25 protein-coding genes are annotated in these 25,701 nt (G+C 73.8%); 5 read left to right on the top strand and 20 right to left on the bottom strand.

Features of this window, described 5'->3' with window-relative positions; all coding sequences use genetic code 11:
- Positions 1-58: 58 nt before the first annotated feature.
- The 14 genes from nuoK to BM093_RS00625 form a co-directional block, all read right to left on the bottom strand.
- Positions 59-358, bottom strand: a complete 300-nt coding sequence (gene nuoK, locus BM093_RS00560; protein WP_085915824.1) for an NADH-quinone oxidoreductase subunit NuoK — start codon at positions 356-358, stop codon at positions 59-61.
- Positions 355-1,215 carry an NADH-quinone oxidoreductase subunit J gene (locus tag BM093_RS00565; RefSeq protein WP_093335539.1) on the bottom strand — a complete coding sequence of 287 codons (861 nt, stop codon included), beginning with the start codon at positions 1,213-1,215 and terminating at the stop codon, positions 355-357. The genes nuoK and BM093_RS00565 overlap by 4 nt, the downstream gene beginning before the upstream one ends.
- The gene (gene nuoI, locus BM093_RS00570) at positions 1,212-1,754 is read right to left on the bottom strand and encodes an NADH-quinone oxidoreductase subunit NuoI (RefSeq protein ID WP_093335541.1); all 543 of its coding nucleotides are present in this window, start codon (positions 1,752-1,754) and stop codon (positions 1,212-1,214) included. Before nuoI ends, BM093_RS00565 begins: the two co-directional genes overlap by 4 nt.
- A gap of 1 nt (position 1,755) precedes the next feature.
- Positions 1,756-3,045 carry an NADH-quinone oxidoreductase subunit NuoH gene (gene nuoH, locus BM093_RS00575; protein ID WP_425439093.1) on the bottom strand — a complete coding sequence of 430 codons (1,290 nt, stop codon included), beginning with the start codon at positions 3,043-3,045 and terminating at the stop codon, positions 1,756-1,758.
- 2 nt (positions 3,046-3,047) lie between these two features.
- On the bottom strand, positions 3,048-5,513 hold the full coding sequence (locus tag BM093_RS00580) for an NADH-quinone oxidoreductase subunit G (RefSeq protein ID WP_093335546.1): 2,466 nt from the start codon (positions 5,511-5,513) through the stop codon (positions 3,048-3,050).
- On the bottom strand, positions 5,510-6,898 hold the full coding sequence (gene nuoF / locus BM093_RS00585; RefSeq protein WP_093335548.1) for an NADH-quinone oxidoreductase subunit NuoF: 1,389 nt from the start codon (positions 6,896-6,898) through the stop codon (positions 5,510-5,512). The genes BM093_RS00580 and nuoF overlap by 4 nt, the downstream gene beginning before the upstream one ends.
- A gap of 4 nt (positions 6,899-6,902) precedes the next feature.
- Positions 6,903-7,733: an NADH-quinone oxidoreductase subunit NuoE gene (gene nuoE / locus BM093_RS00590; RefSeq protein ID WP_093335550.1), complete on the bottom strand. Its 831-nt coding sequence runs from the start codon at positions 7,731-7,733 to the stop codon at positions 6,903-6,905.
- Positions 7,730-9,067: an NADH-quinone oxidoreductase subunit D gene (locus tag BM093_RS00595; RefSeq protein WP_093335553.1), complete on the bottom strand. Its 1,338-nt coding sequence runs from the start codon at positions 9,065-9,067 to the stop codon at positions 7,730-7,732. Before BM093_RS00595 ends, nuoE begins: the two co-directional genes overlap by 4 nt.
- Entirely contained in the window at positions 9,064-9,906 is an 843-nt protein-coding gene (locus BM093_RS00600; RefSeq protein WP_093335557.1) for an NADH-quinone oxidoreductase subunit C, read from the bottom strand. The genes BM093_RS00595 and BM093_RS00600 overlap by 4 nt, the downstream gene beginning before the upstream one ends.
- Positions 9,903-10,610 (bottom strand): NuoB/complex I 20 kDa subunit family protein, encoded by a 708-nt coding sequence (locus tag BM093_RS36905; protein WP_093335560.1) that lies wholly within the window; start codon positions 10,608-10,610, stop codon positions 9,903-9,905. The genes BM093_RS00600 and BM093_RS36905 overlap by 4 nt, the downstream gene beginning before the upstream one ends.
- 1 nt (position 10,611) lies before the next feature.
- Positions 10,612-10,977 carry an NADH-quinone oxidoreductase subunit A gene (locus tag BM093_RS00610; protein ID WP_093335563.1) on the bottom strand — a complete coding sequence of 122 codons (366 nt, stop codon included), beginning with the start codon at positions 10,975-10,977 and terminating at the stop codon, positions 10,612-10,614.
- Positions 10,978-11,314: 337 nt separating this feature from the next.
- Positions 11,315-12,007, bottom strand: a complete 693-nt coding sequence (locus BM093_RS00615; RefSeq protein WP_093335566.1) for a demethylmenaquinone methyltransferase — start codon at positions 12,005-12,007, stop codon at positions 11,315-11,317.
- Positions 12,008-12,033: 26 nt separating this feature from the next.
- On the bottom strand, positions 12,034-12,606 hold the full coding sequence (locus BM093_RS00620) for a hypothetical protein (protein WP_093335569.1): 573 nt from the start codon (positions 12,604-12,606) through the stop codon (positions 12,034-12,036).
- 98 nt (positions 12,607-12,704) lie between these two features.
- Positions 12,705-13,868 (bottom strand): glycosyltransferase family 4 protein, encoded by a 1,164-nt coding sequence (locus tag BM093_RS00625; RefSeq protein WP_093335572.1) that lies wholly within the window; start codon positions 13,866-13,868, stop codon positions 12,705-12,707.
- 287 nt (positions 13,869-14,155) lie between these two features.
- Here BM093_RS00625 and BM093_RS00630 point away from each other — a divergent pair, with 287 nt between their 5' ends.
- The gene (locus BM093_RS00630; protein WP_093335574.1) at positions 14,156-14,974 is read left to right on the top strand and encodes an inositol monophosphatase family protein; all 819 of its coding nucleotides are present in this window, start codon (positions 14,156-14,158) and stop codon (positions 14,972-14,974) included.
- A 7-nt stretch (positions 14,975-14,981) separates the two neighbouring features.
- On the opposite strand, the gene BM093_RS00635 is transcribed toward BM093_RS00630, so the two are convergent.
- On the bottom strand, positions 14,982-15,479 hold the full coding sequence (locus BM093_RS00635) for a DUF3592 domain-containing protein (protein WP_093335577.1): 498 nt from the start codon (positions 15,477-15,479) through the stop codon (positions 14,982-14,984).
- 108 nt (positions 15,480-15,587) lie between these two features.
- On the opposite strand from BM093_RS00635, the gene BM093_RS00640 reads away from it, so the two are divergent.
- Positions 15,588-16,838: an isochorismate synthase gene (locus tag BM093_RS00640; RefSeq protein ID WP_245773205.1), complete on the top strand. Its 1,251-nt coding sequence runs from the start codon at positions 15,588-15,590 to the stop codon at positions 16,836-16,838.
- Between the two features lie 120 nt (positions 16,839-16,958).
- Here the strand turns inward: BM093_RS00640 and menD are convergent, their stop codons facing one another.
- Both menD and BM093_RS00650 read right to left on the bottom strand, forming a co-directional pair.
- On the bottom strand, positions 16,959-18,635 hold the full coding sequence (menD, locus tag BM093_RS00645) for a 2-succinyl-5-enolpyruvyl-6-hydroxy-3-cyclohexene-1-carboxylic-acid synthase (RefSeq protein WP_093335580.1): 1,677 nt from the start codon (positions 18,633-18,635) through the stop codon (positions 16,959-16,961).
- A gap of 64 nt (positions 18,636-18,699) precedes the next feature.
- Complete coding sequence (locus tag BM093_RS00650) at positions 18,700-19,431, bottom strand: PIG-L deacetylase family protein (RefSeq protein WP_093335583.1); 732 nt, start codon at positions 19,429-19,431, stop codon at positions 18,700-18,702.
- A gap of 253 nt (positions 19,432-19,684) precedes the next feature.
- Between BM093_RS00650 and BM093_RS00655 the strand changes: the two genes are divergently transcribed.
- From BM093_RS00655 to BM093_RS00665, 3 genes are read left to right on the top strand one after another with little or no spacing between them, the layout of a single operon-like run.
- Positions 19,685-20,959, top strand: coding sequence for an MFS transporter (locus tag BM093_RS00655; protein WP_245773249.1), 1,275 nt, complete (start codon positions 19,685-19,687; stop codon positions 20,957-20,959).
- 22 nt (positions 20,960-20,981) lie between these two features.
- A complete protein-coding gene (locus BM093_RS00660) occupies positions 20,982-21,722 on the top strand; it encodes a dienelactone hydrolase family protein (protein WP_093335588.1) in 741 nt (246 codons plus the stop codon).
- 13 nt (positions 21,723-21,735) lie between these two features.
- A complete protein-coding gene (locus BM093_RS00665; protein ID WP_093335590.1) occupies positions 21,736-23,382 on the top strand; it encodes an ABC-F family ATP-binding cassette domain-containing protein in 1,647 nt (548 codons plus the stop codon).
- Between the two features lie 115 nt (positions 23,383-23,497).
- On the opposite strand, the gene BM093_RS00670 is transcribed toward BM093_RS00665, so the two are convergent.
- The 3 genes from BM093_RS00670 to BM093_RS00680 form a co-directional block, all read right to left on the bottom strand.
- Positions 23,498-23,824 carry an adhesin gene (locus BM093_RS00670; RefSeq protein WP_093335592.1) on the bottom strand — a complete coding sequence of 109 codons (327 nt, stop codon included), beginning with the start codon at positions 23,822-23,824 and terminating at the stop codon, positions 23,498-23,500.
- Positions 23,825-23,952: 128 nt separating this feature from the next.
- Entirely contained in the window at positions 23,953-24,777 is an 825-nt protein-coding gene (locus tag BM093_RS00675) for an aldo/keto reductase (RefSeq protein ID WP_093335595.1), read from the bottom strand.
- Between the two features lie 70 nt (positions 24,778-24,847).
- Positions 24,848-25,693 (bottom strand): patatin-like phospholipase family protein, encoded by an 846-nt coding sequence (locus tag BM093_RS00680; RefSeq protein WP_093335597.1) that lies wholly within the window; start codon positions 25,691-25,693, stop codon positions 24,848-24,850.
- Positions 25,694-25,701 lie beyond the last annotated feature (8 nt).

A 25,701-nucleotide genomic window follows, 5' to 3' on the forward strand; every position in this document is an offset into this window, starting at 1 on the left:
GGTCGCGGGCTCGGCAGCCTGCGCGAGGAGGACGGGGAGCTGATTCACGCGCGGGCTCCTAGTACTTCAGCAGGTTCGCGTCGTCCACCGAGGACGACTGCCGGGTGCGGAAGATCGCCGTGATGATCGCGAGTCCGACCACGACCTCACAGGCGGCGACCACCATCACGAACAGCGCCATCACCTGGCCGTCGAGGTTCCCGTGGATCCGGGAGAACGTGACCAGCGACAGGTTCACCGCGTTGAGCATCAGCTCGATGCACATGAACACGACGACGGCGTTGCGGCGCACGAGCACGCCGACCGCACCGATGGTGAACAGCAGCGCCGAGAGCAGCAGGTAGTACTCGGGTGTCATCGGTGCTCCCCCGTGTCGCTCGCCTCGCCGGCCTCGATGTCGCGGTCCGGCGCGGGACGGCCGGTGAGCGCGTGCGCGTCCGGCGTGGTGGTGTCGGGGACGTCGACGGCGACCGACTCGATGATCTCGGACAGCGACTCGGGGGCGATCGAGCCGTCCGGGAGCAGCGCGGGCACCGCGACCGAGTTCGCGGTGGCGTAGACGCCCGGGCCGGGCAGCGGCGAGACCCGGGCGTGCTCGCCGCGCAGCCGTCGCAGGACCGTCTCCCGCTGGCCGATCTTGCTGTGCTGTGCCCCCTGCGAGCCGGTCAGCACCATCGCGCCGAGCGCGGCGACCATCAGCAGCGCCGCGGTCAGCTCGAACGGCAGCAGGTAGTCGGTGAAGATCAGCCGGCCGATGCCGGAGACGTTGGCGTAGGAGCCCTGGCCGCCGGCCTCGAGCCCGGCCGGGGTCACCTCGGTCAGGCCCCGGGAGATCCCGCCGACCAGCATCACCGCCAGGGCGACGCCGAAGACCAGCGCCGCGGCCCGCTGCCCGCGCAGGACCTCGATCACCGAGTCCTTCGCGTCCCGCCCGACCAGCATGAGGACGAACAGGAACAGCATCATCACGGCGCCGGTGTAGACGATGATCTGCACGAAGCCGAGGAACGGCGCCGTCTGCACCAGGTAGAGCACCGCGATCGAGAACATCGTGAGCACCAGCAGCAGCGCGGCGTGCACCGCGTGCCGGGCGAACACCAGGCCGAGGGCGCCGGCGAGCGCGACCGGGCCGAGGATCCAGAACGCGATCGCCTCGCCGGTGCTCACCTCCCCGGCGGCCTGGGCGAGTGCTGTCTGGACGAGCGAGACGGTCACCGCTCCTGCTCCCCGGTCTGGTCGGCCACCGACGCGGCGGTGGCCAGCGTCGGGCCCTGGACGTAGTAGTCCTGCTCGTCGTCCCCGAGACGCATCGGGTGCGGCGGCTGCTCCATGCCCGGCAGCAGCGGAGCCATCAGCTGCTCCTTGGTGTAGATGAGGTCCTGCCGGTTGTCGTCGGCCAGCTCGTAGAAGTTGGTCATCGTCAACGAGCGGGTCGGGCAGGCCTCGACGCACAGGCCGCAGCCGATGCACCGCAGGTAGTTGATCTGGTAGATCGCGCCGTAGCGCTCCCCGGGCGAGTAGCGGGCCTCCTCGGTGTTGTCACCGCCCTCGACGTAGATGGCGTCGGCCGGGCACGCCCACGCGCACAGCTCGCAGCCGACGCACTTCTCCAGCCCGTCCGGGTGCCGGTTGAGCTGGTGACGGCCGTGGTAGCGCGGCGCGGCAGGCGGGAAGTCCTCGGGGTACTCCTCGGTGACGACCTTCTTGAACATCGTCGAGAAGGTGACGCCGAAACCCTTGAAGAAGTCGAACATGTCAGTCGTTCCCCTCCCCGGCGGACTTCCCGGCCGGTACGGCCTTGCGGCGTTTCGGTGGTGCGGTGGGGACCTGCAGGTCCAGCGGCGGAACCGGGTAGTCCGACGCCGGCTCCACCGGCGGCGGCTCGACCTCGCGGTCGGGCAGCAGGAACGCCACCGCCAGCACCACGGCCAGCGCGAACACGATCAGCGACAGCAGCAGCACCAGGTTGTCCCCGCCGCTGGTCTGGAACGCGCGGATGCCGAAGATCGCCACGATCCAGACCAGCATCACCGGGACCAGGACCTTCCAGCCCAGCTTCATGAACTGGTCGTAGCGGAACCGCGGCAGCGTCCCGCGCAGCCAGATGAACACGAACAGGAACAGCAGGATCTTGATGATGAACGCGACGAACTGCATCCAGCCGTAGGCGTTGAGGAAGCTCAGCGGCCACGGCCACATCCCGCCGCCCAGGAACAGCGTCACCGCCATCGCCGAGACGGTCACCATGTTCACGTACTCGGCCAGGAAGAACAGCGCGAACTTCAACGACGAGTACTCGGTGTGGAACCCGCCGACCAGCTCCGACTCGGCCTCGGGCAGGTCGAACGGGGCCCGGTTGGTCTCGCCGACCATCGAGATCACGAAGACCACGAAGCTCGGGATCAGCAGCCAGAAGTACCAGCCCGTGGCCTGCGCGGCGACGATGTCGGCGGTGGAGCCGGAGGCGGCGTAGAGCACCACCCCGACCAGCGAGAGCCCCAGCGCGATCTCGTAGGAGATCACCTGGGCCGCCGAGCGCAGCGCGCCCATCAACGAGTACGGCGAGCCCGAGGCCCAGCCGCCCAGCACGATCCCGTAGACCCCGATCGAGGAGCAGGCCAGCACCACGAACACGCCGACCGGGATGTCGACCAGCTGCAGCACGGTCTGCTCGCCGAAGATCGTGACCTCGCCGCCGAACGGGATCACCGAGAACGCCACGAACGCCGGGACCGTCGAGATGATCGGCGCGACGAAGTAGACCTTCTTGTCGGCGAGCGCCGGCATGATGTCTTCCTTGAACGCCAGCTTCAGCCCGTCGGCGAGGCTCTGCAGCCAGCCGCCGGGGCCGGTCCGGTTCGGACCGGGCCGGTGCTGCATCCGCCCGACGACCTTGCGCTCCCAGTTGATCATGAACAGGGTGAGCACGACGCCGAGCGCGAACAGCCCGACGACCTTGATCAGGATCAGCCAGATCGGGTCGTCGGCCAGCAGCTGCTGGGTGTGGGTGAGCCCGTCGGCCGGAGCCGGGGGCACCTGGAGCAGGTTCACGACACCCGTCCGTTTCCGACCGGCGTCACGCCGACCAGGTCACCGTGACCGGCCCCGAGGGTGGGCCGGACGTGCGAGCCGGGCGAGCAGGTGGGCAGCCACACCACACCGTCCGGCAGGTCGGCCAGCGCGACCGGCAGGGTGATCGTGCCGCGGTCGGTGCCGACCGCGGCGTCCTCGCCCTCCACCAGCCCGAGCCGCTCGGCCGTGGCCGCGTTGACCTTCACGTAGGGGCGGCGGGCGGTGCCGGCCAGTGCCGGCTCGTCGACCGCCAGCGACGCGTCGTCGACCAGCTGCCGCGAGGTCGCGAGCACCGCCTGGCCGGGGCCGGGCCGGTGCGCCGTCCCCGCGGGGCGGGTGGGCGCCCCGGTGCCGGGGCGCCGGGTCCCGATCCGGGCCAGCTCGCCCGCCGCGGCCGCCGGGGTCTGGGTGAACAGGTCGGCGTCCATCTCCACCCCGAGGGTGTCGAGCACCCGGCAGTCCGGCAGCACCCCGGTGGCGTCCAGCGCGACGCCGAACTCGCGGCGGCGGCCCTCCCAGTTCAGGTAGCTGCCCGACCGCTGGGCGTCCGGGGCGACCGGGAGCACGACGTCGGCCAGCTCGGTGACCGCCGACGAGTGGATCTCCAGGCTGACCAGGAACCCGACCCGGCGCAGCGCGGTGAGCGCGGCCGCCGGATCGGCCATGTCGTGCGGGTCCACCCCGCCGACGACGAGGGCGTCCAGCGCGCCGCTCGCGGCGGCGGCCAGGATCGCGTCGCCGTCGCGGCCGGGCTCGGCGGGCAGCTCGCCGGCGCCCACACCCCAGATCCGCTCCAGCTCGGTGCGGGCACGGGCGTCGGTCACCGCGATCCCGCCGGGCAGCAGCGTCGGCAGCGCGCCCGCCTCCACCGCGCCGCGGTCGCCGGCCCGCCGCGGGATCCAGCCGATCGCCGCACCGGTCCGCGCGGCCAGCCCGGACACCGCCGAGTACAGCCCGGGCGACTCCGCGGCCCGGTCACCGACCAGGATCACCGCGCCCGGCTGCCCCAGGGCGGCGAGGACGTCGGCACCGGGCTCGGCGACGACCGCGGCCTCGGCCCCGGGCACCGCGTGCAGCACGGTGGCGCCGGTCTTGCCCGCGCCCGTCGTGGTGAACGGCGCGACCTGGAAGTGCCGCAGCCCCTTCTTCCGCCACGCCTTGCGCAGCCGGAGGAAGACGATGCCCGACTCCTCCTCGGGGTCGGTGCCGACCGTGAGCACGGCCGGTGCGTTCTCGATGCCCTCGAAGGTCACCGAGTCCGCCCCGGGTGCCCCGTCCGGGGCGCCGCCGGCGACGTGGGCGGAGAGGAACTCCAGCTCCTCGTCCGAGTGCGGGCGGGACCGGAAGTCGACGTCGTTGGTGCGGGCGACGACCCGGGCGAACTTGGCGTAGGCGTAGGCGTCCTCGACGGTGAGCCGGCCGCCGGGCAGCACGCCGATCCCGGCGCCGGCCCGGGCCGCGAGCAGCCCCTCCGCCGCGACCCGCAGCGCCTCGGTCCACGAGACCTCCGCGAGCTCACCGTCGGTGCCGCGCACCATCGGGCGGGTGATCCGGCCGCCGCTGCCCAGGTACCGGAACGCGAAGCGGCCCTTGTCGCAGAGCCACTCCTCGTTGACCTCCGGGTCGTTGCCGGCCAGCCGGCGCAGCACCGTGCCCCGGCGGGAGTCGGTCCGCATGTCGCAGCCGGAGCTGCAGTGCTCGCAGGTCCCCGGCGTCGAGCGCAGGTCGAACGGGCGCGACCGGAACCGGTACGCGGCACTGGTCAGCGCCCCGACCGGGCAGATCTGGATGGTGTTGCCGGAGAAGTAGGACTGGAACGGCTGGTCCTCGGCGATCCCGACCTGCTGGTTCGCGCCGCGTTCGAGCAGGTCGATGAACGGGTCACCGGCGATCTCCTCGGAGAACCGGGTGCACCGCTGGCAGAGCACGCAGCGCTCGCGGTCGAGCAGCACCTGGCTGGAGATCGGCAGCGGCTTGGGGAACGTCCGCTTGCGCTCCACGAACCGCGAGTCCGCCCGGCCGTGGGCCATCGCCTGGTTCTGCAACGGGCACTCGCCGCCCTTGTCGCAGATCGGGCAGTCCAGCGGGTGGTTGATGAGCAGCAGCTCCATCACGCCCTGCTGGGCCTTGTCGGCCCGCTCGGACGTGTGCTGGGTCCGCACCACCATCCCGTCGGCGACGGTCATGGTGCAGCTGGCCTGCGGCTTCGGCATCGGCCGGCCGCCCATCTCCACCTCGACCAGGCACTGGCGGCAGGCGCCCGCCGGGTCCAGCAGCGGGTGGTCGCAGAACCGCGGGACGATGATGCCGAGCCGCTCGCAGGTGCGGATCAGCAGCTCGCCCTTGGGGGCGTCGATGAGCTGGTCGTCGATGGTGAGGCGGACGTGCCCCTCGGGGACCGGGGTCTCCTCGGTCACGTTCCACTCCGGGGTGAGAGTCATGCGGAGGCTCCCGACAGTGCTGTGCCGTTGGTCCGTTGCGCAAGCTTCACGTCCGTCAGCTGCTCCAGACGCTCCACGTCGGGCTGCGACGCGATCAGGTCCAGGAACTCCTGGCGGAAGTACTTCACCGCGCTGGTGATCGGGCTGGTCGCACCGTCACCGAGCGCACAGAACGAGCGGCCGAGGATGTTGTCGCAGACGTCGACCAGGGTGTCGATGTCCTCGGTGGTCCCCTCGCCGCGCACCATCCGCTGCAGCACCTGGGCCAGCCAGTAGGTGCCCTCCCGGCACGGCGTGCACTTGCCGCAGCTCTCGTGCTTGTAGAACTCGGTCCACTTCATGACCGCCCACGGCACCGAAACGGTCTCGTTGAAGACCTGCACCGCGGTGGTGCCCAGCATCGAACCGGCCTCGGCAGCGCCCTCGAAGTCCAGCGGGACGTCGAGGTGCTCGGCGGTGAGCAGCGGGGTCGAGGACCCGCCCGGCGTCCAGAACTTGAGCGGGATCCCGTCCTTCATCCCGCCGGCCAGCTCCAGCAGCTCACGCAGCGTGATGCCCAGCGGGGCCTCGTACTGGCCGGGCCGCTCGACGTGACCGGAGATCGAGTAGATCTTCGGTCCGGGCGACTTCTCCCGGCCCATCGACCGGAACCAGTCCGACCCGCCGGTGACGATCGCCGGGACGCTCGCGATGGTCTCGACGTTGTTGACCACCGTCGGGCTGGCGTAGAGCCCGGAGGTGGCCGGGAACGGCGGCTTGAGCCGCGGCTGGCCGCGCCGGCCCTCGAGCGAGTCGAGCAGCGCCGTCTCCTCGCCGCAGATGTAGGCACCGGCACCGGCGTGCACCACGATCTCCAGGTCGAACCCGGAGCCGAGGATGTCGGTGCCCAGGTAGCCCCGCGCCTTGGCCTCCCGGACCGCGGCGCGCAGCCGGCGGATGCAGTGCAGGGCCTCGCCGCGGACGTAGATCGCGCAGAAGTGCGCCCGGATCGCGTAGCTGGTGACGATGCAGCCCTCGATGAGGGAGTGCGGGTCGGCCATCATCGTCGGGATGTCCTTGCAGGTACCGGGCTCGCCCTCGTCGGCGTTGATCACCAGGTACTTCGGCTTCGCGCCGGGGCCGGTCCCGCTGCCGTCGTCCTGCGGGATGAAGCCCCACTTCATCCCGGTCGGGAACCCGGCGCCGCCGCGGCCGCGCAGGCCGGAGTCCTTGACCAGCTGGATCAGCTGGTCCGGGTGGGCGGCGAACGCGGTGCGCAGCGAGGAGTAGCCCCCCAGCTGCTCGTAGGTGTCGATCGACCAGGACCGCGGTGAGGTCCAGCGGCGGGTCAGGACCGGGGTGACCGGGTCCGGCGCCCGCACCGGCTCCTTCTCTGGGGTGCTCATGGGATCACTTCTTCTCCGGTAGCGCGGGCATCGCCGGGGGCTCGTCCGGCATCGCCGGGGCGGCCCAGCCGTTGTCCTCGGCCAGCCGGGCCCCGCGGACCGACTCGATCGCCGACGACGGGCCCTCGACGCGGGTCGTCTCGCCGATCACGGCGTCGTCCTCGACGAAACCGGCCAGCTCCAGCTCGACCGTGCGCAGGTCGGTCAGCGGGGCACCGCGCGTCGGCTGCGGACGCTCGCCGCGGCGCAGCGCGTCGACCAGCTCGACCGCGGAGTCGGCCGTCTGGTTGTCGAAGTACTCGTAGTTGACCTGCAGCACGGGGCCGAGGTCGCACGCCGCCAGGCACTCGGCGTGCTCGAGCGTGATCGAGCCCGGGGTCCCCGGCTCGCCCGCCGTCTCCTCGTGGGCGAGCGGGCGCTCCGCGGAGCCGAGGTGGGTGCGCAGCCGGTCGTAGATGTCGTCACCGCCCAGCGCCGCGCACAGCGTGTTGGTGCAGACGCTGACCAGGTGCTCACCGCACGGGCTGCGCTTGTACATGGTGTAGAAGGTCGCCACCGCCGACACCTCGGCCGTGCTCAGCTCGAGCGCCTCGGCGCAGTACCGGATGCCGTCCTGGCTCACGAACCCCTCGACGGACTGCACCAGGTGCAGCAGCGGGAGCAGCGCCGAGCGGGACTGCGGGTACAGCGAGATGATCTCCTTGGTCCGCGCCCGGGTGAGCTCGTCGAACACCGGGGAGACCGGCGACGGCTCGGGCGGGGACGGGAACTCGCGCTCGGTCGGCGTCACGTGCGCCGGCGCGTTGGACTCGGGATTTCCCCCGGGGAGGGTCATCGGTCGCAACCTCCCATCACGGGATCGATGGACGCGACGGCCGCGATCACGTCGGCGACCATGCCGCCCTCGCTCATCGCGGGCATCGTCTGCAGGTTCACGAAGCTGGGGTCGCGCAGGTGGACGCGTACCGGGCGGGTGCCGCCGTCGGAGACCAGGTGCGCGCCGAGCTCGCCGCGCGGGGACTCGACGGCCGCGTAGGCCTGCCCGGGCGGGACCGCGAAGCCCTCGGTCACCAACTTGAAGTGGTGGATCAGCGACTCCATCGACTGACCCATGATCTTGCGGACGTGCTCGAGGGTGTTGCCCAGGCCGTCGCTGCCGATCGACAGCTGCGCCGGCCAGGCGACCTTCGGGTCGTCGACCATGACCCGGCCCGGCCCGATCTCGTCGAGCTTGGCCAGCGCCTGCCGCATGATCTTGAGCGACTCGTGGATCTCGTCCACGCGCAGCCGGTAGCGGGCGTAGCAGTCGGCCTCGGTGGCCGTCGGGACCTCGAAGTCGTACTGGTCGTAGACCGAGTACGGCATGTGCTTGCGCAGGTCCCAGGCCAGCCCGGCCGAGCGCAGGATCGGGCCGGACGCTCCCAGGGCCAGGCAGCCGTCGACCGGCAGGTAGCCGACGCCCGCCAGGCGCTGCTTCCAGATGGGCTGGGCGGTGAGCAGCCGGTCGTAGTCCGGCATGCGGGAGTCCATGACGTCGAGGAACTCGGTGACCCGCTCCCGGTAGCCCTCGGGCAGGTCCTGGGCGAGCCCGCCCGGGCGGAAGAATGCGTGGTTCATCCGCAGGCCGGTCAGGAACTCCAGCAGGTGCAGGACCTCCTCGCGCTCGCGGAACCCGGAGGTCATGCCGGTGAGCGCGCCGAGCTCCATGCCGCCGGTGGCCAGCGCGACCAGGTGCGAGCCGATCCGGTTGAGCTCCATGAGCAGCACCCGGATGTGCTCGGCGCGCTGCGGCACCTCGACGTTCAGCAGCTTCTCGACGGCCATGCAGTACGCGGCCTCGTTGAACAGCGGCGCGAGGTAGTCCGCGCGGGTCACGAACGTGACCCCCTGGGTCCAGGTGCGGTACTCGCAGTTCTTCTCGATGCCGGTGTGCAGGTAGCCGATCACCGCCCGGCCCTGGGTGACGGTCTCGCCCTCGAGCTCGAGGACCAGCCGCAGCACACCGTGCGTGGACGGGTGCTGCGGACCCATGTTGATGACGATGCGGTCCTCGTGGTCCGCATCCATCAGGGTGTCCCAGTCACCGCCGGTGACCGTGTAGACGGTGCCCTCGGTGGTCTCCCGCCCGGGCGCCGCATACGGGTCCCGCTGCGTGGTGGTGTCGGTCACGAGTAGGCCCTCCGCTCGTCGGGCGGGGGGATCTCCGCGCCCTTGTACTCCACGGGGATGCCACCGAGCGGGTAGCTCTTGCGCTGGGGGTGGCCGTCCCAGTCGTCCGGCATGAGGATCCGGGTCAGCGCGGGGTGGCCGTCGAACACGACGCCGTACATGTCCCAGGTCTCGCGCTCGTGCCAGTCCGCGGTGGGATACACGTCGACGACGCTGTCGACGTGCATGTTCTCGAGGTCCAGGGCGACCTCCAGCCGGATACGCCGGCGGTAGGTCATGGACAGCAGGTGGTAGACCACGTGCACCGGGCGGTCGACCGGCGCGCCGTCGGGCGCCGAGTAGTCCACACCGGAGACCGTCGAGCAGAACTCGAAGCGCAGCGCCGGGTCGTCGCGCAGGGTGCGGGCGACCGCGTTCACCTTCGCCGGTTCCACGTAGAGGGTCATCTCGTCGCGGTCGATCGTGACCTGCTCGATCGCGTCCCGCGGGATGCCCCGCTCGTCCAGCGCAGCCCCCAGCTCGTCGGCGAACTCGTCGAACCAGCCGCCGAAGGGCCGCTCGGCCGGGGCCGGGGCGTGCCCGGGCAGGCGCAGCCCGCCGTAGCCGGAGGTGTCGCCGGTGCCGCGGACGCCGAACATCCCGGCCCGGGTCCGCGTCCCGCCGATGCGTGCCGCGGGGCGGACACCGGCCAGCGCGTCACCCCCGCCGCCGGCCCGGTGCTGCTCCAGCGCGGCACCGCTCTGCTCGGCCGACGAGTGCTCGCCACCGGTGGGCTCGCGGTCATCCTTCGAGGTTCCGGTGGCCTTCGGGGCCCCGGTGTCGCTGTTCGGTCCGGTCACTTCTGCTCACCTCCACGCGCGGCGTCGGCCAGCGAGGGCAGGTCCGGTCGTTCCCCGGCCACCAGCTGGTTCATGGCGGGCTTGGGTTGCGCGCCCGGCTCGAGGTAGTTCGGGACGTCCACGGTGGGCGTGTTCTTCAGCGCGTCGAGGCGCTTGTGCTTCGGCGCGAACTTCACCGAGGACGGGATCATCGGTGTCCGGTGCCCGGACTCGGCCAGCTCCGCGGCGCGCTTCGGGCCGAGCGGCTCGTCGGAGATCTTGGCGTGGATCTTGAGGATCGCGTCGATGAGCATCTCCGGCCGCGGCGGGCAGCCGGGCAGGTACATGTCCACCGGCACGACGTGGTCGACGCCCTGGACGATCGCGTAGTTGTTGAACATGCCGCCCGAGCTGGCGCACACGCCCATCGCCAGCACCCAGCGGGGCTCGGGCATCTGGTCGTAGATCTGGCGCAGGACCGGCGCCATCTTATTGCTCACCCGGCCCGCGACGATCATCAGGTCGGCCTGGCGCGGTGAGGCGCGGAAGACCTCCATCCCGAACCGGGCGAGGTCGTAGCGCGGTGCACCGGTGGTCATCATCTCGATGGCGCAGCAGGCCAGGCCGAACGTGGCAGGCCAGAGCGACGACTTCCGGGTCCAGTTGACCAGCTTCTCGACGCTGGTCAGCAGGACACCGCTGGGCAGGTTCTCCTCGAGTCCCATCTCAGCTCCACTCGAGCCCGCCGCGCCGCCACTCGTAGGCGTACGCGAAAGCGATCGTGGCGATGTAGAGCGTGATGGCCACGAACCCGAACACACCGACGGAATCCGCGATGACGGCGTACGGGTACATGAACACCAGCTCGATGTCGAACAGGATGAACAACATCGCCGTGAGGTAGTAGGCGACCGGGATGCGACCGCCGCCGACGACCGGTTGCGGCGACGGCTCGATGCCGCACTCGTAGGAGTCCAGCTTCGCCCGGTTGAACCGGCGCGGACCGATCAGCGGTGCGGCGGCGACCGAGAACACCGCGAAGCCTGCCGCCAACACGAACAGCAGGACTAGCGGGAGATAGGCATCGAGCATCCGTACACCTTCGTAGTCGTGCGGCCACCGCCGTTGGTGGTGATCGACAAGCCGGTCGGCTGGACCCTATGTCCGCCACCGTGTGACGAAGAACCCAGGCGAGCCTTACCTGATACGGGACACAGATCACCTGTGATCCATATCGATGCTGGTCGGGCCCCTCCGCTCGGTGTGTCGATCACAACGCTTGTGAAAAACTTCACGAACGTCACGAGGGAGTGTAGGACGTCCGGTGGCGTGCGGGCGACCCACCCGTGCCGGATCGGCGGAACCGTTGCGGCACAGCACGACGCCCGCCGGTCCGAAGGGGACGGGCGGGCGCTGTGGAGAAGGACGGTCAGGCGGGCTTGCGGGCCCGGTGCAGGGCGACGGCACCGACCGTCAGGTTCTGCCACGCGACCCGCTCCCATCCCGCGTCGGCGATCGTGCGCGCGAGGGCGGGCTGGTCCGGCCAGTCGCGGATCGACTCGGTGAGGTACAGGTACGCCTCGGGGCTCGAGGACACGGTGCGAGCGACCGCGGGCAGCACGTGCCCGAGCACGACGCCCTGGTAGAGCGCCCGGAACGGCGCCCAGGTCGGCGTCGAGAACTCGCAGACGACCAGCCGGCCCCCGGGGCGGGTGACCCGGGCCATCTCGCGCAGCCCGGCCACGGTGTCGCGCACGTTGCGCAGCCCGAAGGAGATCGTGACGGCGTCGAAGGAGTCGTCGGCGAACGGCAGGTGCAGCGCGTCGGCGGCGACCTTGGGGACGTCGCGGTGGCCCCCGGCCCGCAGCATGCCCAGCGAGAAGTCGGCGGCGACGCACCAGGCGCCGTCCCGGGCGAGCTCGACGGTGGACACAGCGGTGCCGGCGGCCAGGTCCAGCACCCGCTCGCCCGGCTGCAGGTCCAGCGCGCGACGCGTCCGGGACCGCCAGTAGCGGTCCTGACCGCCGCTCATCGCCGTGTTGGTCAGGTCGTAGCGCCGGGCGACGCCGTCGAACATGCGGGCGACGTCGTGCGGGTCCTTGTCGAGCTCGGCGCGGGACACGCCGTCGAGCCTACGCAGCGGGCGGCTCAGCCGCCGAAGTGCTCCCGCAGCACCTCGCGCAGCCCGGCCAGGTACTCGGCCCGCACCCGGGCGGCCGTGCCCGGCCACTCGTGTTCCGGGGTGCTGACGCCGGTGCCCGGCCCGGTGAACGCACCCATGCCGTGCAGGGCGATCCACCGGTGGTCGTAGTCGTGCGGGGCGGTCCGGTCCCAGGCGACACCGCGGATCCCGGCGCGCCGGACCCGGGCCGGGTCGGCGAAGGCCCACCGGTTCACCGGCTCGCCGAAACGCTCGCGCAGCACGCCCAGCGCCGCGGCCGCCGACGGGTCGGTGCAGCGGGTCGCGTCGAAGCGGGCGCGGACCTGCGCGGCGTAGAACCAGGCCGCGGCCTCGGCGGGCTCCCCGGCGGCGAGCAGGTTCTCGGACAGGGCGGAGAGCACCGGCGGCGGCACCCGGTGCGGTGCGGCCAGCACCTCGGCCCTGGCCGCCGAGCGGACCGCGGGGTTGCGGTCGAGGAGACGGTGGATCAGTGCGACCGCCGCCGAGGTGTCGACCCCGGCGAGCTCGCCCTGCGGTGCGACGACGATCGGCGTGTGCATGCCGCACAGCCTGCGGCGGGCCCGCCGGTGGGCGGATCCGCACGACTACGGACGCAGCCGTGCCCCCCACCGCCGGCCACGCCCGGGCGGACCGTGGTTCAGGCCGCCGCGATCCGGGCCGGGGCGACCGGGCCGAGCACCTGTGCGTAGTGGGCGAGCAGCTCGTCGCCGACCGCGGTCCAGGTGCGGCGCAGCACCGACTGCCGGGCGGCGGCACCGAACACCCGGTTGCGGTCCGGGTCGCAGAGCGCGGTGACCGCGTCGAGCAGCGCCCGGTCGGCCTCGTCGGTCGCGGGGTCCCCGGCGGTGCCGCCGTCGGGCCGCGGCGCGACGAGGTAGCCGGTGCGGCCGTCGAGGACGAGGTCGCGCGGGCCGCCCGCGTCCGGCGCGACCACCGGGACACCGGAGGCCAGCGCCTCCTGCACCGCCTGGCAGAACGTCTCCGCCTGTCCGGTGTGGACGAACACGTCGAGGCTCGCGTAGATCGCCGCGAGCTCGTCACCGCCGCGCTGGCCGAGGAACGCCGCCGCGGGCAGCCGCTCCTGCAGTTCCCCGGCGGCCGGCCCGTCGCCGACCACCACCAGCCGGGTCCCGGGCAGCTCGCCGAGCACGGCGAGGCGTTCCACCTGCTTCTCCGGGGCCAGCCGGCCGACGAACCCGATCAGCCGCTCGCCGCCGGGGGCGAGCCGGGCGCGCAGCGCGTCGCTGCGCCGGGACGGGGTGAACCGGCGGGTGTCGACACCGCGGGCCCACTGGTGCACCCGGGGCACGCCGCGCTCGCGCAGCGCGCCGGTCGCCCAGCTCGACGGCGCGAGCGTGCGGTCGGCCATCGAGTGCAGCCGGCAGGTCCACCGCCAGGCGGCCCGGGCGGTCAGGCCCAGGCCGTAGGACGAGGCGAACCCGGCGACGTCGGTCTGGTAGATCGCGACCGTGGGGATGCCCAGCCGCCGGGCCGCCGCCAGCCCCCGCGCGCCCACGACGAACGGGGCCGCCAGGTGCACGACGTCCGGGCGGAACGCGCGCAGCGCGGTGAGGATCCGGCGGCTCGGGACACCGACCGGCATCGAGTTGACCACCGGCAGCCCGACGGCCGGGATCCGGACGACCGGGACGCCGTCGTACTCGGCGGGTTCACCGGTCCCGGGGGCGATCACGAGCACGTCGTGACCGTGGGCGCGCAGGTGCTCGCACACCCGCAGCACCGAGTTGGTCACGCCGTTGACCACCGGCAGGAAGCATTCCGAGACGATTGCGACGCGCACGGTGCGACAGTGCCGGTGGCGGGACGCGGGGCCCCGACCACGGCGTGAGCAGCCGCCCAACCCTCGGGGAACATCCGGTGGGCGGAGCCTGGGCGGGCACATCGACACTGCGTGGGCGGAGCCGGGGCAGGCACATGACACCGGGTGGGCGGAGCCGGGCGGGCACATCGACACCGCGTGGGCGGAGCCGGGCGGGCACATGACACCGCGTGAGTTGGCGTGCCCGGCACGGCACGGTCACCTCACGGTCGCGGCCGGGTCATCCCCCGCCCGGACACTCGGTCCGCATGACGGCCGTCCCGCACACCGCCCGATCCGCGCACCCGGTCGACCCGGCGCTGCTCTCCCGCGCCCTGGAGACGGCGGGCAGGCTGGCCAACGACGCCGCCGAGGTGATCGCGGCGACGCTCGGCGGCGAGCCCGGCGACCGGTCCGGGCACGCGGTGAAGGCGAACCCGTTCGACTGGGTGACCGACACCGACCGGACGCTGGAGCGGCACACCCGCCGGGTGCTGGGCAGCGAGTTCCCCGGCTTCCCAGTCGTCGGCGAGGAGTACGGGGCGGACCGGGGCGCGGCCGAGGCGCCGATGCGGTGGGTCGTGGACCCGGTGGACGGCACGGCCAACTTCGTCGCCGGGCTGCCGTGGTGTGCGTACAGCCTGGCCCTGGTCGACGGCGACGGGCCGGCCGTCGGCGTCGTCGCCGACCCGGGGCGCGGGCAGATCTACGCCGCGGCCCGCGGGCGCGGGTTCCGGGCCAACGGGGTCGCGGTCCCGCCGTCACCGGTGTCGCGGCTGGCCGGCGCGCTGGTGTGCGCCGAGGACCCGGACGCCGGCTTCCTCGCCCGCTGCCGGGCCGCGCACGCGGGGGTCCGGGTGCTCGGCTCCGCGGCGCTGGCGATCACCCAGGTGGCGCTGGGGAACGCCGTCGCGGCCGTGCTGACCCGCTACCACGAGTGGGACGTCGCGGGCGCGCTCTGCCTGGCCACCGAGGCCGGTGCGCTGGTCCTGGACCGCGACGGCCGGGCCGGGCCGATGCCCGCCGACGGGATGCTCGTCGTCGCACCCCAGGTGGCCGCGGACGTGTGCGCGCTGTGGGCGGACTGACCCCGGGTCACCCCCTGGCCGCGGTCCGGCCGACCTTCCGGTCGCGCCGCCGGCGCAGGGCCACGTAGGCCGGGCCGAACACCACGCCGACCACCGCGATCCCCCCGGCGATGGGCAGGATCCCGTCCACCGCGGTCCGGCCCGCCACCCGGACCCGGGTCGGCTCGGTGGTGTCGTACTCGACGTAGATGTTCTCGCCCGGGGTCAGGCCGACCGGGTAGTGGATCCCCGACGCCGGGGTCTGCAGGCGGCCCTCGTCGTCGACGAACCGCACGACCGAGCGCCAGTAGTCCGAGCCCTCGAGCACGGTGGCCGCGGTGGTGGCGCGGTTGGCCTCGATCCGGAAGTCGTCGAGGAACGCGCCGCCGAGCGCGATCAGGGCGAGCACGACGAGCGTGCACCCGATGCCCGCGACGAACTCCGGGACGCGGTAGCGGACCCGCCCCAGCAGACGACTCGCCAGGGCCCGGGTCTCGGTCAGCACGTCGCCGGTCGGACTGGTCACGGCGAGCGATTCTAGGGAGCCTCCCGGCCGGTCCCCGCCACCCGGGTGTGTCCGGTACCTCGTCGGGCACGCACCGCGTGACCGCATCGGGTTGCCTACTCTCGGGGTGTGACTGTCGCACCGGCCACCACCGCGCTGCGCGTCCGCACCCGTGAGCTGCGGCTCGACGGGCCGCTGCTGGACGTGCTGCCCGGCGACTCCGGCGAGCTGTCCTGGGTGCGTGGCGACGAGGGCCTGGTCGGCTGGGGCGAGGCCGCGCGGTTCGCCGGCGCGGGCCCGGAGCGGTTCGCCGAGGCGGACCGCTGGTGGCGTTCCCTGGTGGACGGGCTCGACGCCGGTTCCTACCGCGACGAGGTCGGGTTGCCCGGTACCGGTGCCGTCGCGTTCGCCTCGTTCACCTTCGACGGCGGCTCGGCCGGCTCGGTGCTCGTGGTGCCGCGCGTGGTCGTCGGACGGCGGGGTGACCGCGCCTGGCTCACCGAGATCACCCCAGCCGGCGAGCCGGCGCCGGGGGCCGCACTGCCGGTGCCGTCGCCGGTCCGGGCAGGCGGCCGGCTGCGCTACGCCGACGGCGAGGTCGCCGCCCACCGCTACCGCGGTGCGGTCGCCGAGGCCGTGCGCCGGATGCGCGCCGGCGAGCTGGAGAAGGTGGTGCTCGCCCACGACCTGCTCGCACACGCCGACACCGACCTCGACCCCCGGTTCCTGCTGCACGGGCTGGCGCAGCGCTACCCGACCTGCTGGAGCTTCGCCGTCGACGGCCTGGTCGGGGCGACCCCGGAGCTGCTGCTGCGGCTCGACGGCCGGACCGTGGAGTCCCGGGTGCTCGCCGGGACGATGTGGCCCTCCGGCGACACCGACGTCGGTGCCGCGCTCGCCGGGTCCGCGAAGGACCTGCGCGAGCACGCCTACGCCGTCGACTCGCTCGCCTGCTCGCTGCGTCCGCTGGTCGCCGACCTGCAGGTCCCCGAGACGCCCTCGGTGCTGACCCTGCCGAACGTGTCGCACCTGGCCAGCGACGTCCGCGCCCGGCTCGACCCGGAGCGGCCGGTCTCGTTGCTGACCCTGCTGGAGGCCGTGCACCCGACCGCGGCCGTCGGCGGGACACCGACCCCGGACGCGACCGCGCTGATCCGGCAGATCGAGGGCCTCGACCGGGGCCGCTACGCCGGCCCCGTCGGTTACGTCGACGCCGACGGCGGCGGCGAGGTGGGCATCGCGCTGCGCTGCGCCGAGCTGGACGGGCGGACCGCGCGATTGTTCGCCGGGTGCGGGATCGTCGCCGACTCCGACCCGGACGCCGAGGTGCGCGAGGCCGCCGCCAAGATGCGCGCCGTCCGCGACGCCCTCGCGGGCTGACCCCACCTCCGGCCGGCGCCCGCCCCGCGGCCGGGCTCCCGGCCGGTCACAGTGACCGGCCGGTCCCGGTCCCTGGCCGGTCGCAGTCCCCGGCCGGTCGCGGTCCCCGGCCGGCCGCGGTCAGGCCAGGGCGGTGGTGACCGTGCGGCGCAGGGCGGCGTGCGCGTCGCGCAGGCCGGAGCGGGCCGCGCGGACGCGCACCAGGCGCCGCCCCGAGCCCCTGCGGGCCGCGAGCTCGGCCGGGTCGCCGCCCCAGTCCCCGGCCTGCCACCCGGCCGCCCGGGCGAGGCCGACCAGATCGACCCCGGTGGGTGTCCCGAAGACGCGCTCGAAGGCGTGTGCGTGCTCGGGGCCGCCCTGTTCGAGCAGGTGGAAGATGCCGCCGCCGTCGTCGTCGAGCACCACGATCGTCAGGTCCGGCTCCGGCTCGGACGGGCCGATGACCAGGCCCGTCGTGTCGTGCAGCAGCGTGAGGTCGCCGAGCAGCACCGTCGTCGGGCCGTCGTGGGCCAGCGCGGCGCCGACGGCCGTGGACACGGTCCCGTCGATGCCGGCCACCCCGCGGTTGGAGCGGAGCACGAGGCCGTCACGGGGCGCGGCGGCGAGCGCCACGTCGCGCACCGGGTTCGACGAGCCGAGGACGAGCTGCCCGCCGTCGGGCTGGGCGCCGACCAGGTCCCGGGCCAGGCGCAGGCCCGGCGCACCGTCGGCGGTGCCGTCGTCGAGGGCGGTGTCGAGGGCCTTCGACGCCGCGCGGTCGGCCGCACTCCAGGCCCAGATCCAGTCGTCGGGCGGGTCGAGCGCGGGCAGCGCGCCGACCGCGCGGACGGTGCCCGGGACGTCGGTCCACGGGGCACCGTGCGGGCCCGGGTCGGCGTAGACCTCGACGCCCGGATCGGCCAGCAGCGCCGACACCGGGCGGTGCAGCGTCGGCCTGCCCAGCACCACGACCTGCGACGGCCGCAGCTCCGGCCGGTCGAGCAGCCAGGCACCGCTGCGCATCCCGTGCGGCCACCACGCCGACGACGGCTCGGCGACCAGCGGGGCACCGCCGAGCAGGCCGGCCTCGGCGGCGGGCCCGCCGGACCCCGCGATCGCCAGGGTGCGGGCCGCCGGGTCCAGCGGCAGCGGCGGCAGCCTGCGGTCCGGGCGGGGCACCGCGGTCCAGGCCGCACCGTCCGTCCGGCCCGGCGGCACGTCCGGGCCGAGCAGGTCCTTCCCGCCGAGGGCGGCGTCGGCCGCGTCCGGGACGAGCGGCTCGGCGTAGGGCAGGTCCAGGTGCACCGGGCCCGGGGCGGCGGAGCCGGTCCCGTTCGCGGCGGCGAGCGCCCGCGCGACCCCGGCCCGCCAGCGCCGGACCTCGATGTCGTCCACCGCGCTGGGCACGGCGAGCGAGCCGGACCAGCGCACGGTCGACCCGAACAGGCCGGTCTGCGCGATCGTCTGGCTGGCGCCGCTCCCGACCAGCTCGGGCGGGCGGTCGGCGGTCAGCGCGAGCAGCGGCACCCCGGCGTGCGCGGCCTCGAGCACGGCCGGGTGCAGGTTGGCCACCGCCGTCCCGGACGTGACGACCACCGGCACCGGGCGCCCGGACGCCAGCGACAGGCCCAGCGCGAGGAAGCCTGCCGAGCGCTCGTCGATCCGCACGTGCAGCCGGACCAGACCGAGCGCCTCCGCCCGGGCCAGCGCCAGCGCGGGCGGCGCGTTGCGCGAGCCCGGGCAGAGGACCGCGTCGGTGACGCCGGCGCGGACCAGCTCGTCCACGAGGACACGAGCCTGGGCGGTGGAGCCGTTCACGTACTCAACCCTAGGAGCCCGTCGGCCCGCAGGCGGGCGGGAGTGGCCGGGCCCTCCCTCCCGTTCACGGATGCAGCAGCTCGAACCGGGCCGCCGCCGTCGCCCCGGGCAGCCGCTCGGCGGCCTGCTCCGCGGCCCGGCGGACGAACGCCTCCGCGTCGGCCATCGGCCCGGACAGCGCCGCGAGATAACGCTCGTGGGCCTGCAGCGACGCGACCGCCGCGTCGAGGTGCCCGGAGATGTCGACCGCGTGCCGGGCCCGCGGGGAACCGGCCAGTGCGACCCCCTGCACGCCGTCCCACCGCTCGCCACCGGCCCCGGGGAAGATCCACCGGTTCGCGGCGTCGCGCACGGCGTCGATCACCGCCCGGCCCACGGCGATGTGGTCGGCCTGGTTGAGGTAGAGGCCGTCGGCGTCCCAGGACTCCCGGTGGTTGCCGGTGACGACCAGCTGCGGCCGGTGCCGCCGGAGGGCGGCCGCGATGTCGCGCCGCAACGCCACCGAGTACTCGACGAGCCCGTCGGGGTGGTCGAGGAACTCGCACTCCGAGACCCCGACCGCCGCGCACGCGGCGCGCTGCTCGGCCTCCCGGACCCGGGCGCACTCGTCGGGCGGCAGGGTGTCGATGCCCGCCTCGCCACGGGTCACCAGCAGGTAGGTGACGCGGGCACCGCGCGAGGTCCAGCGCGCGACGGCGCCGGCGCCGCCGTACTCCATGTCGTCCGGGTGGGCGACGACGACCAGGACCTGGTCAACGTCGTCGGGAAGCGGGAGGTACTCCTCGGCGGCAGCCATGCGCCCAGTGTGGCCCGTGCCGACGCCCGGTGTGGTCCGGACACGTCCTGATCGGGTGACCGATGTGGTCCCGGACCGGTGAGATCGGCGCATTCCCGACGTAGCGTGGCGCCTCCGACAGCCAGTCTCACGATGGGGAGAGACCGTGTCCGACACGCACGCCGGTGCCACCGCACCGGGTCCAGGAGGGTCCGGGACGCCGAGCACGTCCGCGCGGCCACACACACCGATCGGGCGGGTCGTCGCGGCGAGCATGCTGGGCACGACGGTCGAGTGGTACGACTACTTCCTCTACGGCGTCGCCGCGGCGCTCGTCTTCCCGCAGGTGTTCTTCCCCGAGTCCGACGGCGCCACCGGCCTGCTGCTCTCGCTGGGCACCTTCGCCGTCGGGTTCATCGCCCGGCCGGTGGGCGGCCTGGTGTTCGGCCACTACGGCGACAAGATCGGCCGCAAGAAGCTGCTGGTCATCTCGCTGCTCATGATGGGTCTGTCGACGTTCGCGATCGGCCTGCTGCCCGCCTACGCCACGATCGGCGTCGCCGCGCCCGCGCTGCTGGTGCTGCTGCGCCTCGTCCAGGGCTTCGCGCTCGGCGGCGAGTGGGGCGGGGCGGTGCTCATCGTCTCGGAGCACGGCAGGCCCGAGCACCGCGGCTTCTGGGCGAGCTGGCCGCAGGCCGGCGCCCCCGCGGGCCAGCTGCTGGCCAACGGCCTGCTCGCGGTGATGGCGCTGGTGCAGACCGAGGAGGCGTTCCAGGCCTGGGGCTGGCGGATCCCGTTCCTGCTGTCCGCGGTGCTGGTGCTGATCGGGCTCTACGTGCGGCTCGCCGTCGAGGAGTCCCCGGTGTTCCGTGACGCCCAGGCGAAGGCGGCCGCCCGGGTCGCGGCCGGCGAGAAGGAGACGATGCCGATCGTCGACGTCGTCAAGCAGTACCCGCGCGAGGTGCTGACGGCGATGGGCGCGCGGTTCGCCGAGAACGTCTCGTACTACATCTTCACCATCGTCATCTCGACGTACGTGACCCGGCAGCTGGGGCTGCCGGCGTCGTTCGTGCTGGGGGCGGTGCTGATCGGCGCCGTCGTGCACCTGGTGACCACCCCGATGTGGGGCGCGGTCTCCGACCGGGTCGGCCGCAGGCCCGTCTACCTGTTCGGGGCGGTCGGCGTCGGCGTCTGGGCGTTCGCGTTCTTCTTCCTGGTCGACACCTCCAACTTCGCGCTCGCCGCGGTCGCGGTGACGGTCGGGCTGGTGCTGCACGGCGCGATGTACGGCCCGCAGGCGGCGTTCCTGTCCGAACTGTTCGGCACGAAGGTGCGCTACTCCGGCGTCTCGATCGGCTACCAGCTCGCCTCGGTGTTCGCCGGCGGCCTCGCACCGGTGATCGCGGTGGCACTGCTGACCGCCACCGGCAGCGGTTACGCGATCGCCGTCTACATCGCGGCGAGCTCGCTGCTGACGGTGATCGCCGTGGCCACCTACGGCGAGACCCGGTCCCGCCGGCTCGACGACGACACGCTGCACCGGAGCTGATCCCCGGGGTAGAACGGACGCCGTGCCACGAACCGAACTGACGATCACCACCCCGGGCGGCGACGCCCCCGCCACCCTGCACACGCCGGACGGCGCGGGCCCGTGGCCCGGGGTGCTCCTCTACGTCGACGCGGGCGGGGTCCGGCCGACCATGCACGACATGGCCGCCCACCTCGCGTCGCTGGGCTACGCCGTGCTGCTGCCGGACGTCTACCACCGGCACGGCACGTGGGCCCCGTTCGACATGCGCACGGCCTTCGGCGACGACGCCGAGCGCGAGCGGTTGATGGGGATGATCGGCTCGCTGACCCCCGACCTGGTCGCCGCCGACGCCGCGGCCTGGGTGAGCGCACTGGTCGACCGCCCCGAGGTGGCCGGCAACCGGATCGGCGTCACCGGGTACTGCATGGGCGGGGTGCTGTCGCTGCGCACGGCCGCCACGCTGCCCGAGTGGGTGGCCGCGGCCGCCTCGTTCCACGGCGGGAACCTCGCGACCGAGGACCGGGCGAGCGTGCACCGCCTGGCCGGCCGGATCCGGGCCACCGTGTACGTCGCCGGCGCCACCGACGACCGCTCCTTCCCCGACGAGCAGAAGCAGCGGCTCGACGCGGCCCTGTCCGGGGCCGGGGTCAGCTACACGCTCGAGACCTACCCGGCCGCGCACGGCTTCGCCGTCGCCGACAACCCGGCGCACGACGAGGACGCCGAGCGGCGGCACTGGGATGCCCTGGACCGGCTCTTCGGCGCCACGCTGCCCGGGTAGCGTTGCGCTCGAGATGAGCGCGACCCTGCACGTGACGGGCCTGGCCGCGGGCCACGGCGACCGCCCCCTGTTCTCCGGGCTGGATCTCGTCGTCGCCCCCGGCGACGTGATCGGCCTGGTCGGCGCCAACGGCGCGGGCAAGTCCACCCTGCTGTCGATCCTCGCCGGGGCCCGGGCCCCCGACGCCGGGCGGACGGCCCTGGCCCCGCCGGACGCCACGATCGGGCACCTCCCGCAGGAGCCGGACCGCCGCGACGGGGAGACCGTCGCCGCGTTCCTCGCCCGGCGCACCGGCGTCGCCGCCGCGCAGGCCACGATGGATGCGGCGGCCGAGGACCTCGCGACCGGCGCGGACGGTGCCGATGAGCGGTACGCGACCGCACTGGACCGCTGGCTCGCACTCGGCGGGGCCGACCTCGACGAGCGCCGGGGCGAGGTCCTGCGCGAGGTCGGACTGGCCGCCGGTCCGCAGGCCCCGATGACCGGCCTGTCCGGCGGGCAGGCCGCGCGGGCGAACCTGGCCGCGCTGCTGCTGTCCCGCTACGACCTGCTGCTGCTCGACGAGCCCACCAACGACCTCGACCTGGACGGGCTGGAGCGCCTGGAACGGTTCGTGACCGGCCTCGCCCGGCAGGGCACGCCGACCGTGCTGGTCAGCCACGATCGGGAGTTCCTGTCCCGCACCGTGAACCGGATCGTCGAGCTGGACCTCGCGCAGCAGGCGATCGGCGTCTACGACGGCGGCTACGACTCCTACCTGGCCGAGCGCGAGATCGCCCGCCGGCACGCCCGGGCGGACTACGAGGAGTACGCCGACAAGCTCACCGCGCTGCGGCAGCGGGCGGTCATGCAGCGGAACTGGATGGCGCAGGGCGTGCGCAACGCGCGCCGCAAGTCCAAGGACCCGGACAAGAACGTGAAGGCGCTGCGCGCCGAGTCCAGCGAGAAGCAGGCCGCGAAGGCCCGCCAGACCGAGCGGGCGATCGAACGGCTCGACGTCGTCGAGGAGCCCCGCAAGGAGTGGGAGCTGCGGATGACGATCGCCGCCGCGCCCCGCTCCGGGGCCGTGGCCGCCCGGGCCGACGGTGCCGTGGTGCGGCGCGGGGACTTCGTGCTCGGCCCGGTGACGGTGCAGGTGGAGTGGGCGGACCGGGTGGTCGTGACCGGCGCGAACGGGGCGGGCAAGTCCACGCTGCTGGGCCTGCTGCTCGGCCGGGTGACCCCGGACGCCGGCAGCGCGGGCCCCGGGTCGGGTGTCGTGGTCGGGGAGATCGACCAGGCCCGCGGGGCGTTCCTCGGCGGGCAGACCCTGCTGCGGGCGTTCGGCGAGCAGGTCCCGGACTGGCCGGAGTCGGAGGTCCGGACGCTGCTGGCGAAGTTCGCGCTCGGCGCCGACCAGGTGCTGCGCACGGCATCGTCGCTGTCGCCGGGCGAGCGGACCCGGGCCGGTCTCGCGCTGCTGCAGGCCCGCGGGGTGAACCTGCTGGTCCTCGACGAGCCGACCAACCACCTCGACCTGCCCGCGATCGAGCAGCTCGAGCAGGCCGTCGACGCGTTCGGTGGGACGGTCCTGCTGGTCACCCACGACCGGCGGATGCTCGACACCGTGCGCGCCGGGCGCCGCTGGGAGGTCCGGGAAGGGACCGTCGTCGAGCACTGAGCAGGTCGAACACCGAGCGGGTCGAACACCGAGCGGGCCGAACACCGGCGGATACGGGAACGGCCCTCCGGCCCCGCGCGGGACCAGGAGGGCCGTGACGATCCGGGGGTCGGTGTCAGGCCTGCTCGGGAGCGGCCTCGGTGCTCTCGTCGGGCTGGGCGACGATGGCGAAGCGCAGCTCCTGCTCACCGCCGTCGGTCTCGACCGGCTGCACGTCGAGGACCTTGTCGTCGAGGAGCTGGGCGGCACCCGGCTCCAGGAAGACGGCGATGCCCTCGCCGCGGAGCACGGTGTCCTGCTCGTCGGCCGACTGCGCCAGTGCCAGCTCCAGACCCTCCTGCGGGTCCGGCGCGGTGATGCGCAGGCCGCCCTCGTCGGGCAGCTCGGCGTCGGTGCTCAGGTTCTTGATCGCCTCGGCGGCGTTCTCGGTGATGGCCAACATCGCTCCCCACCGTACGGGCGGCCGGACCGGGCGCCACCGGTGCACCGCCGCACTCCCCCGACCGTGCGACCGGTGACGCCGTGTCCTCGGCGGAAGTCCGTACGTGACCTCGGTCACGTCACCCTGGGTCAGCCGAAGGTGTCCGGGTCCGGGCCGACCCGGTTGCCGGTGTGCAGCTTCTCGATCGCGGCGATGTCGTCCTCGGTCAGGGAGAAGTCGAAGATCTCGAAGTTCTCCTTGATCCGCTCCGGGTTGTTCGACTTCGGGAACACGATGTTGTCGAGCTGGATGTGCCACCGCAGCACGACCTGGGCCGCGGACCTGCCGTACTTGTCGGCCAGCTCGGTCAGCTCGGGCGCGTCGAGCAGGCCCTTGCCCTGGCCGATCGGGCTCCACGCCTCGGTCCCGATGTCGTGGTCCTTGTGGTACTCGCGCAGCTCGCGCTGGACGAGGTGCGGGTGGAACTCGACCTGGTTGACCGCAGGCGGCGTGGAGGTCTCCTGCGCGAGCCGCTCCAGGTGCGGGATCTGGAAGTTCGAGACCCCGATCGACCGGGCCTTGCCCGCGCGCCGGGCGTCCTCGAGCCCCTGCCAGGTCTCCACGTAGCGGTCCTCGTGCGGCCGCGGCCAGTGGATCAGGTACAGGTCCACGTGATCGAGGCCGAGCCGGGTGAGGCTCTGCTCGAGCCGACTGACGGCCGCCTCGCGGCCGTGCCCGTCGTTGTCGAGCTTGGTCGTGATCCAGAGCTCGTCACGCGGGATGCCGGAGTCGGCGATCGCCTTCCCGACACCCTCCTCGTTGCCGTACATCTGCGCGGTGTCGATGTGCCGGTAGCCCACGTCCAGGGCCGCCTTCACCTTCTCCGCGGTGTGGCCGGGCTCGATCTGGAAGACGCCGAAGCCGAGCTGCGGGATCTCGCGGCCGTCGTTCAGCTTGATGGTGGGAACAGCCATGCCCCCGGTCTACCCCTGTCACGAGATCGGCACGCGTCGTCGTGGGATGTCCCTCAGTGGGGAACACGGGTCAGTTCCACACGCGGGCGACCTCCGCGGCGACGTCGGCGGCCTGTGCCCGCCCGGCCCGGGCCGCCGCGGGCCGCCGGGCCGGGTCGAGGACGTTGCGGCCGAAGGCCCGCCGGGCGCGGCGGTCCGGCTCGACGTGGGCGACCCGGCCGAGCGCGGCCAGCGCCTCGACCTGCACCCGCGGCGCCGTGGCCGGGCCGAACCCGCCGGTCATCGGGGTGAGGACGACGACGCGGCCGTACCCGGCGGCGAGGTCGGCGTTGGCCGCCGAGCGGACACCGCCGTCGATCCAGCGGGTCCCGGCGGCGGAGACCGGCGGCCACACCCCGGGGACCGCGCAGCTCGCGGCCACCGCGGTGGCGAGCGGGACGCCGTCGTCGCGGGTGAACGCCCGGAACTCGCCGGTGTGGGCGTCCACCGCGGTGACCCACAGGTCCCGGTCGTCCGGCCAGTCCGCGCCGGCCAGCCGGGCCTCGATCGCGGCGAGCCGCTCGGCCTCCGGCATCGTGTCGGCGCCGAGCGCGAAGCCCCCGATCCGGGCCCGCACCCGCCGGCCGTCGCGGGGGCCGGCCAGCGCGGTGACCCCGATCCGGGTGGCCAGCCGCAGCCCGAGGGTCGCCGCGGCCTCGCCCTGCGGCGGCACGAGCTGGGCCCGCAGCAGCTCCTGCGGGTCCCGGCCCGCGGCCAGGTTCGCCCCCACCGACGAACCGGCCGAGGTCCCGACGACGAGGTCGGCCCCGGTCAGGTCGATCCCGTCGGCGGCCAGCCCGGCGACCAGGCCGTACAGCCAGCCGATGCCGGTCTGGCCGCCACCACCCAGGACCAGTGCCCGCCGGTCGTCGGCCATCGGGCCTC

Origin of the sequence: Pseudonocardia ammonioxydans, assembly GCF_900115005.1 — a bacterium.
Taxonomy (GTDB): domain Bacteria; phylum Actinomycetota; class Actinomycetes; order Mycobacteriales; family Pseudonocardiaceae; genus Pseudonocardia; species Pseudonocardia ammonioxydans.

Coding starts and splice junctions, on each gene's coding strand:
- nuoF (WP_093335548.1), bottom strand. CDS start 6,898: ATGAGCACCCCAGAGAAGGAGCCGGTGCGGGCGCCGGACCCGGTCACC.
- BM093_RS36905 (WP_093335560.1), bottom strand. CDS start 10,610: ATGGGACTCGAGGAGAACCTGCCCAGCGGTGTCCTGCTGACCAGCGTC.
- BM093_RS00620 (WP_093335569.1), bottom strand. CDS start 12,606: ATGCACACGCCGATCGTCGTCGCACCGCAGGGCGAGCTCGCCGGGGTC.
- BM093_RS00650 (WP_093335583.1), bottom strand. CDS start 19,431: ATGGCTGCCGCCGAGGAGTACCTCCCGCTTCCCGACGACGTTGACCAG.
- BM093_RS00610 (WP_093335563.1), bottom strand. CDS start 10,977: ATGCTCGATGCCTATCTCCCGCTAGTCCTGCTGTTCGTGTTGGCGGCA.
- BM093_RS00665 (WP_093335590.1), top strand. CDS start 21,736: ATGAGCGCGACCCTGCACGTGACGGGCCTGGCCGCGGGCCACGGCGAC.
- nuoK (WP_085915824.1), bottom strand. CDS start 358: ATGACACCCGAGTACTACCTGCTGCTCTCGGCGCTGCTGTTCACCATC.
- BM093_RS00655 (WP_245773249.1), top strand. CDS start 19,685: ATGCTGGGCACGACGGTCGAGTGGTACGACTACTTCCTCTACGGCGTC.
- BM093_RS00680 (WP_093335597.1), bottom strand. CDS start 25,693: ATGGCCGACGACCGGCGGGCACTGGTCCTGGGTGGTGGCGGCCAGACC.
- BM093_RS00675 (WP_093335595.1), bottom strand. CDS start 24,777: ATGGCTGTTCCCACCATCAAGCTGAACGACGGCCGCGAGATCCCGCAG.
- BM093_RS00580 (WP_093335546.1), bottom strand. CDS start 5,513: ATGACTCTCACCCCGGAGTGGAACGTGACCGAGGAGACCCCGGTCCCC.
- nuoI (WP_093335541.1), bottom strand. CDS start 1,754: ATGTTCGACTTCTTCAAGGGTTTCGGCGTCACCTTCTCGACGATGTTC.
- BM093_RS00670 (WP_093335592.1), bottom strand. CDS start 23,824: ATGTTGGCCATCACCGAGAACGCCGCCGAGGCGATCAAGAACCTGAGC.
- nuoE (WP_093335550.1), bottom strand. CDS start 7,733: ATGACCCTCCCCGGGGGAAATCCCGAGTCCAACGCGCCGGCGCACGTG.
- BM093_RS00630 (WP_093335574.1), top strand. CDS start 14,156: ATGACGGCCGTCCCGCACACCGCCCGATCCGCGCACCCGGTCGACCCG.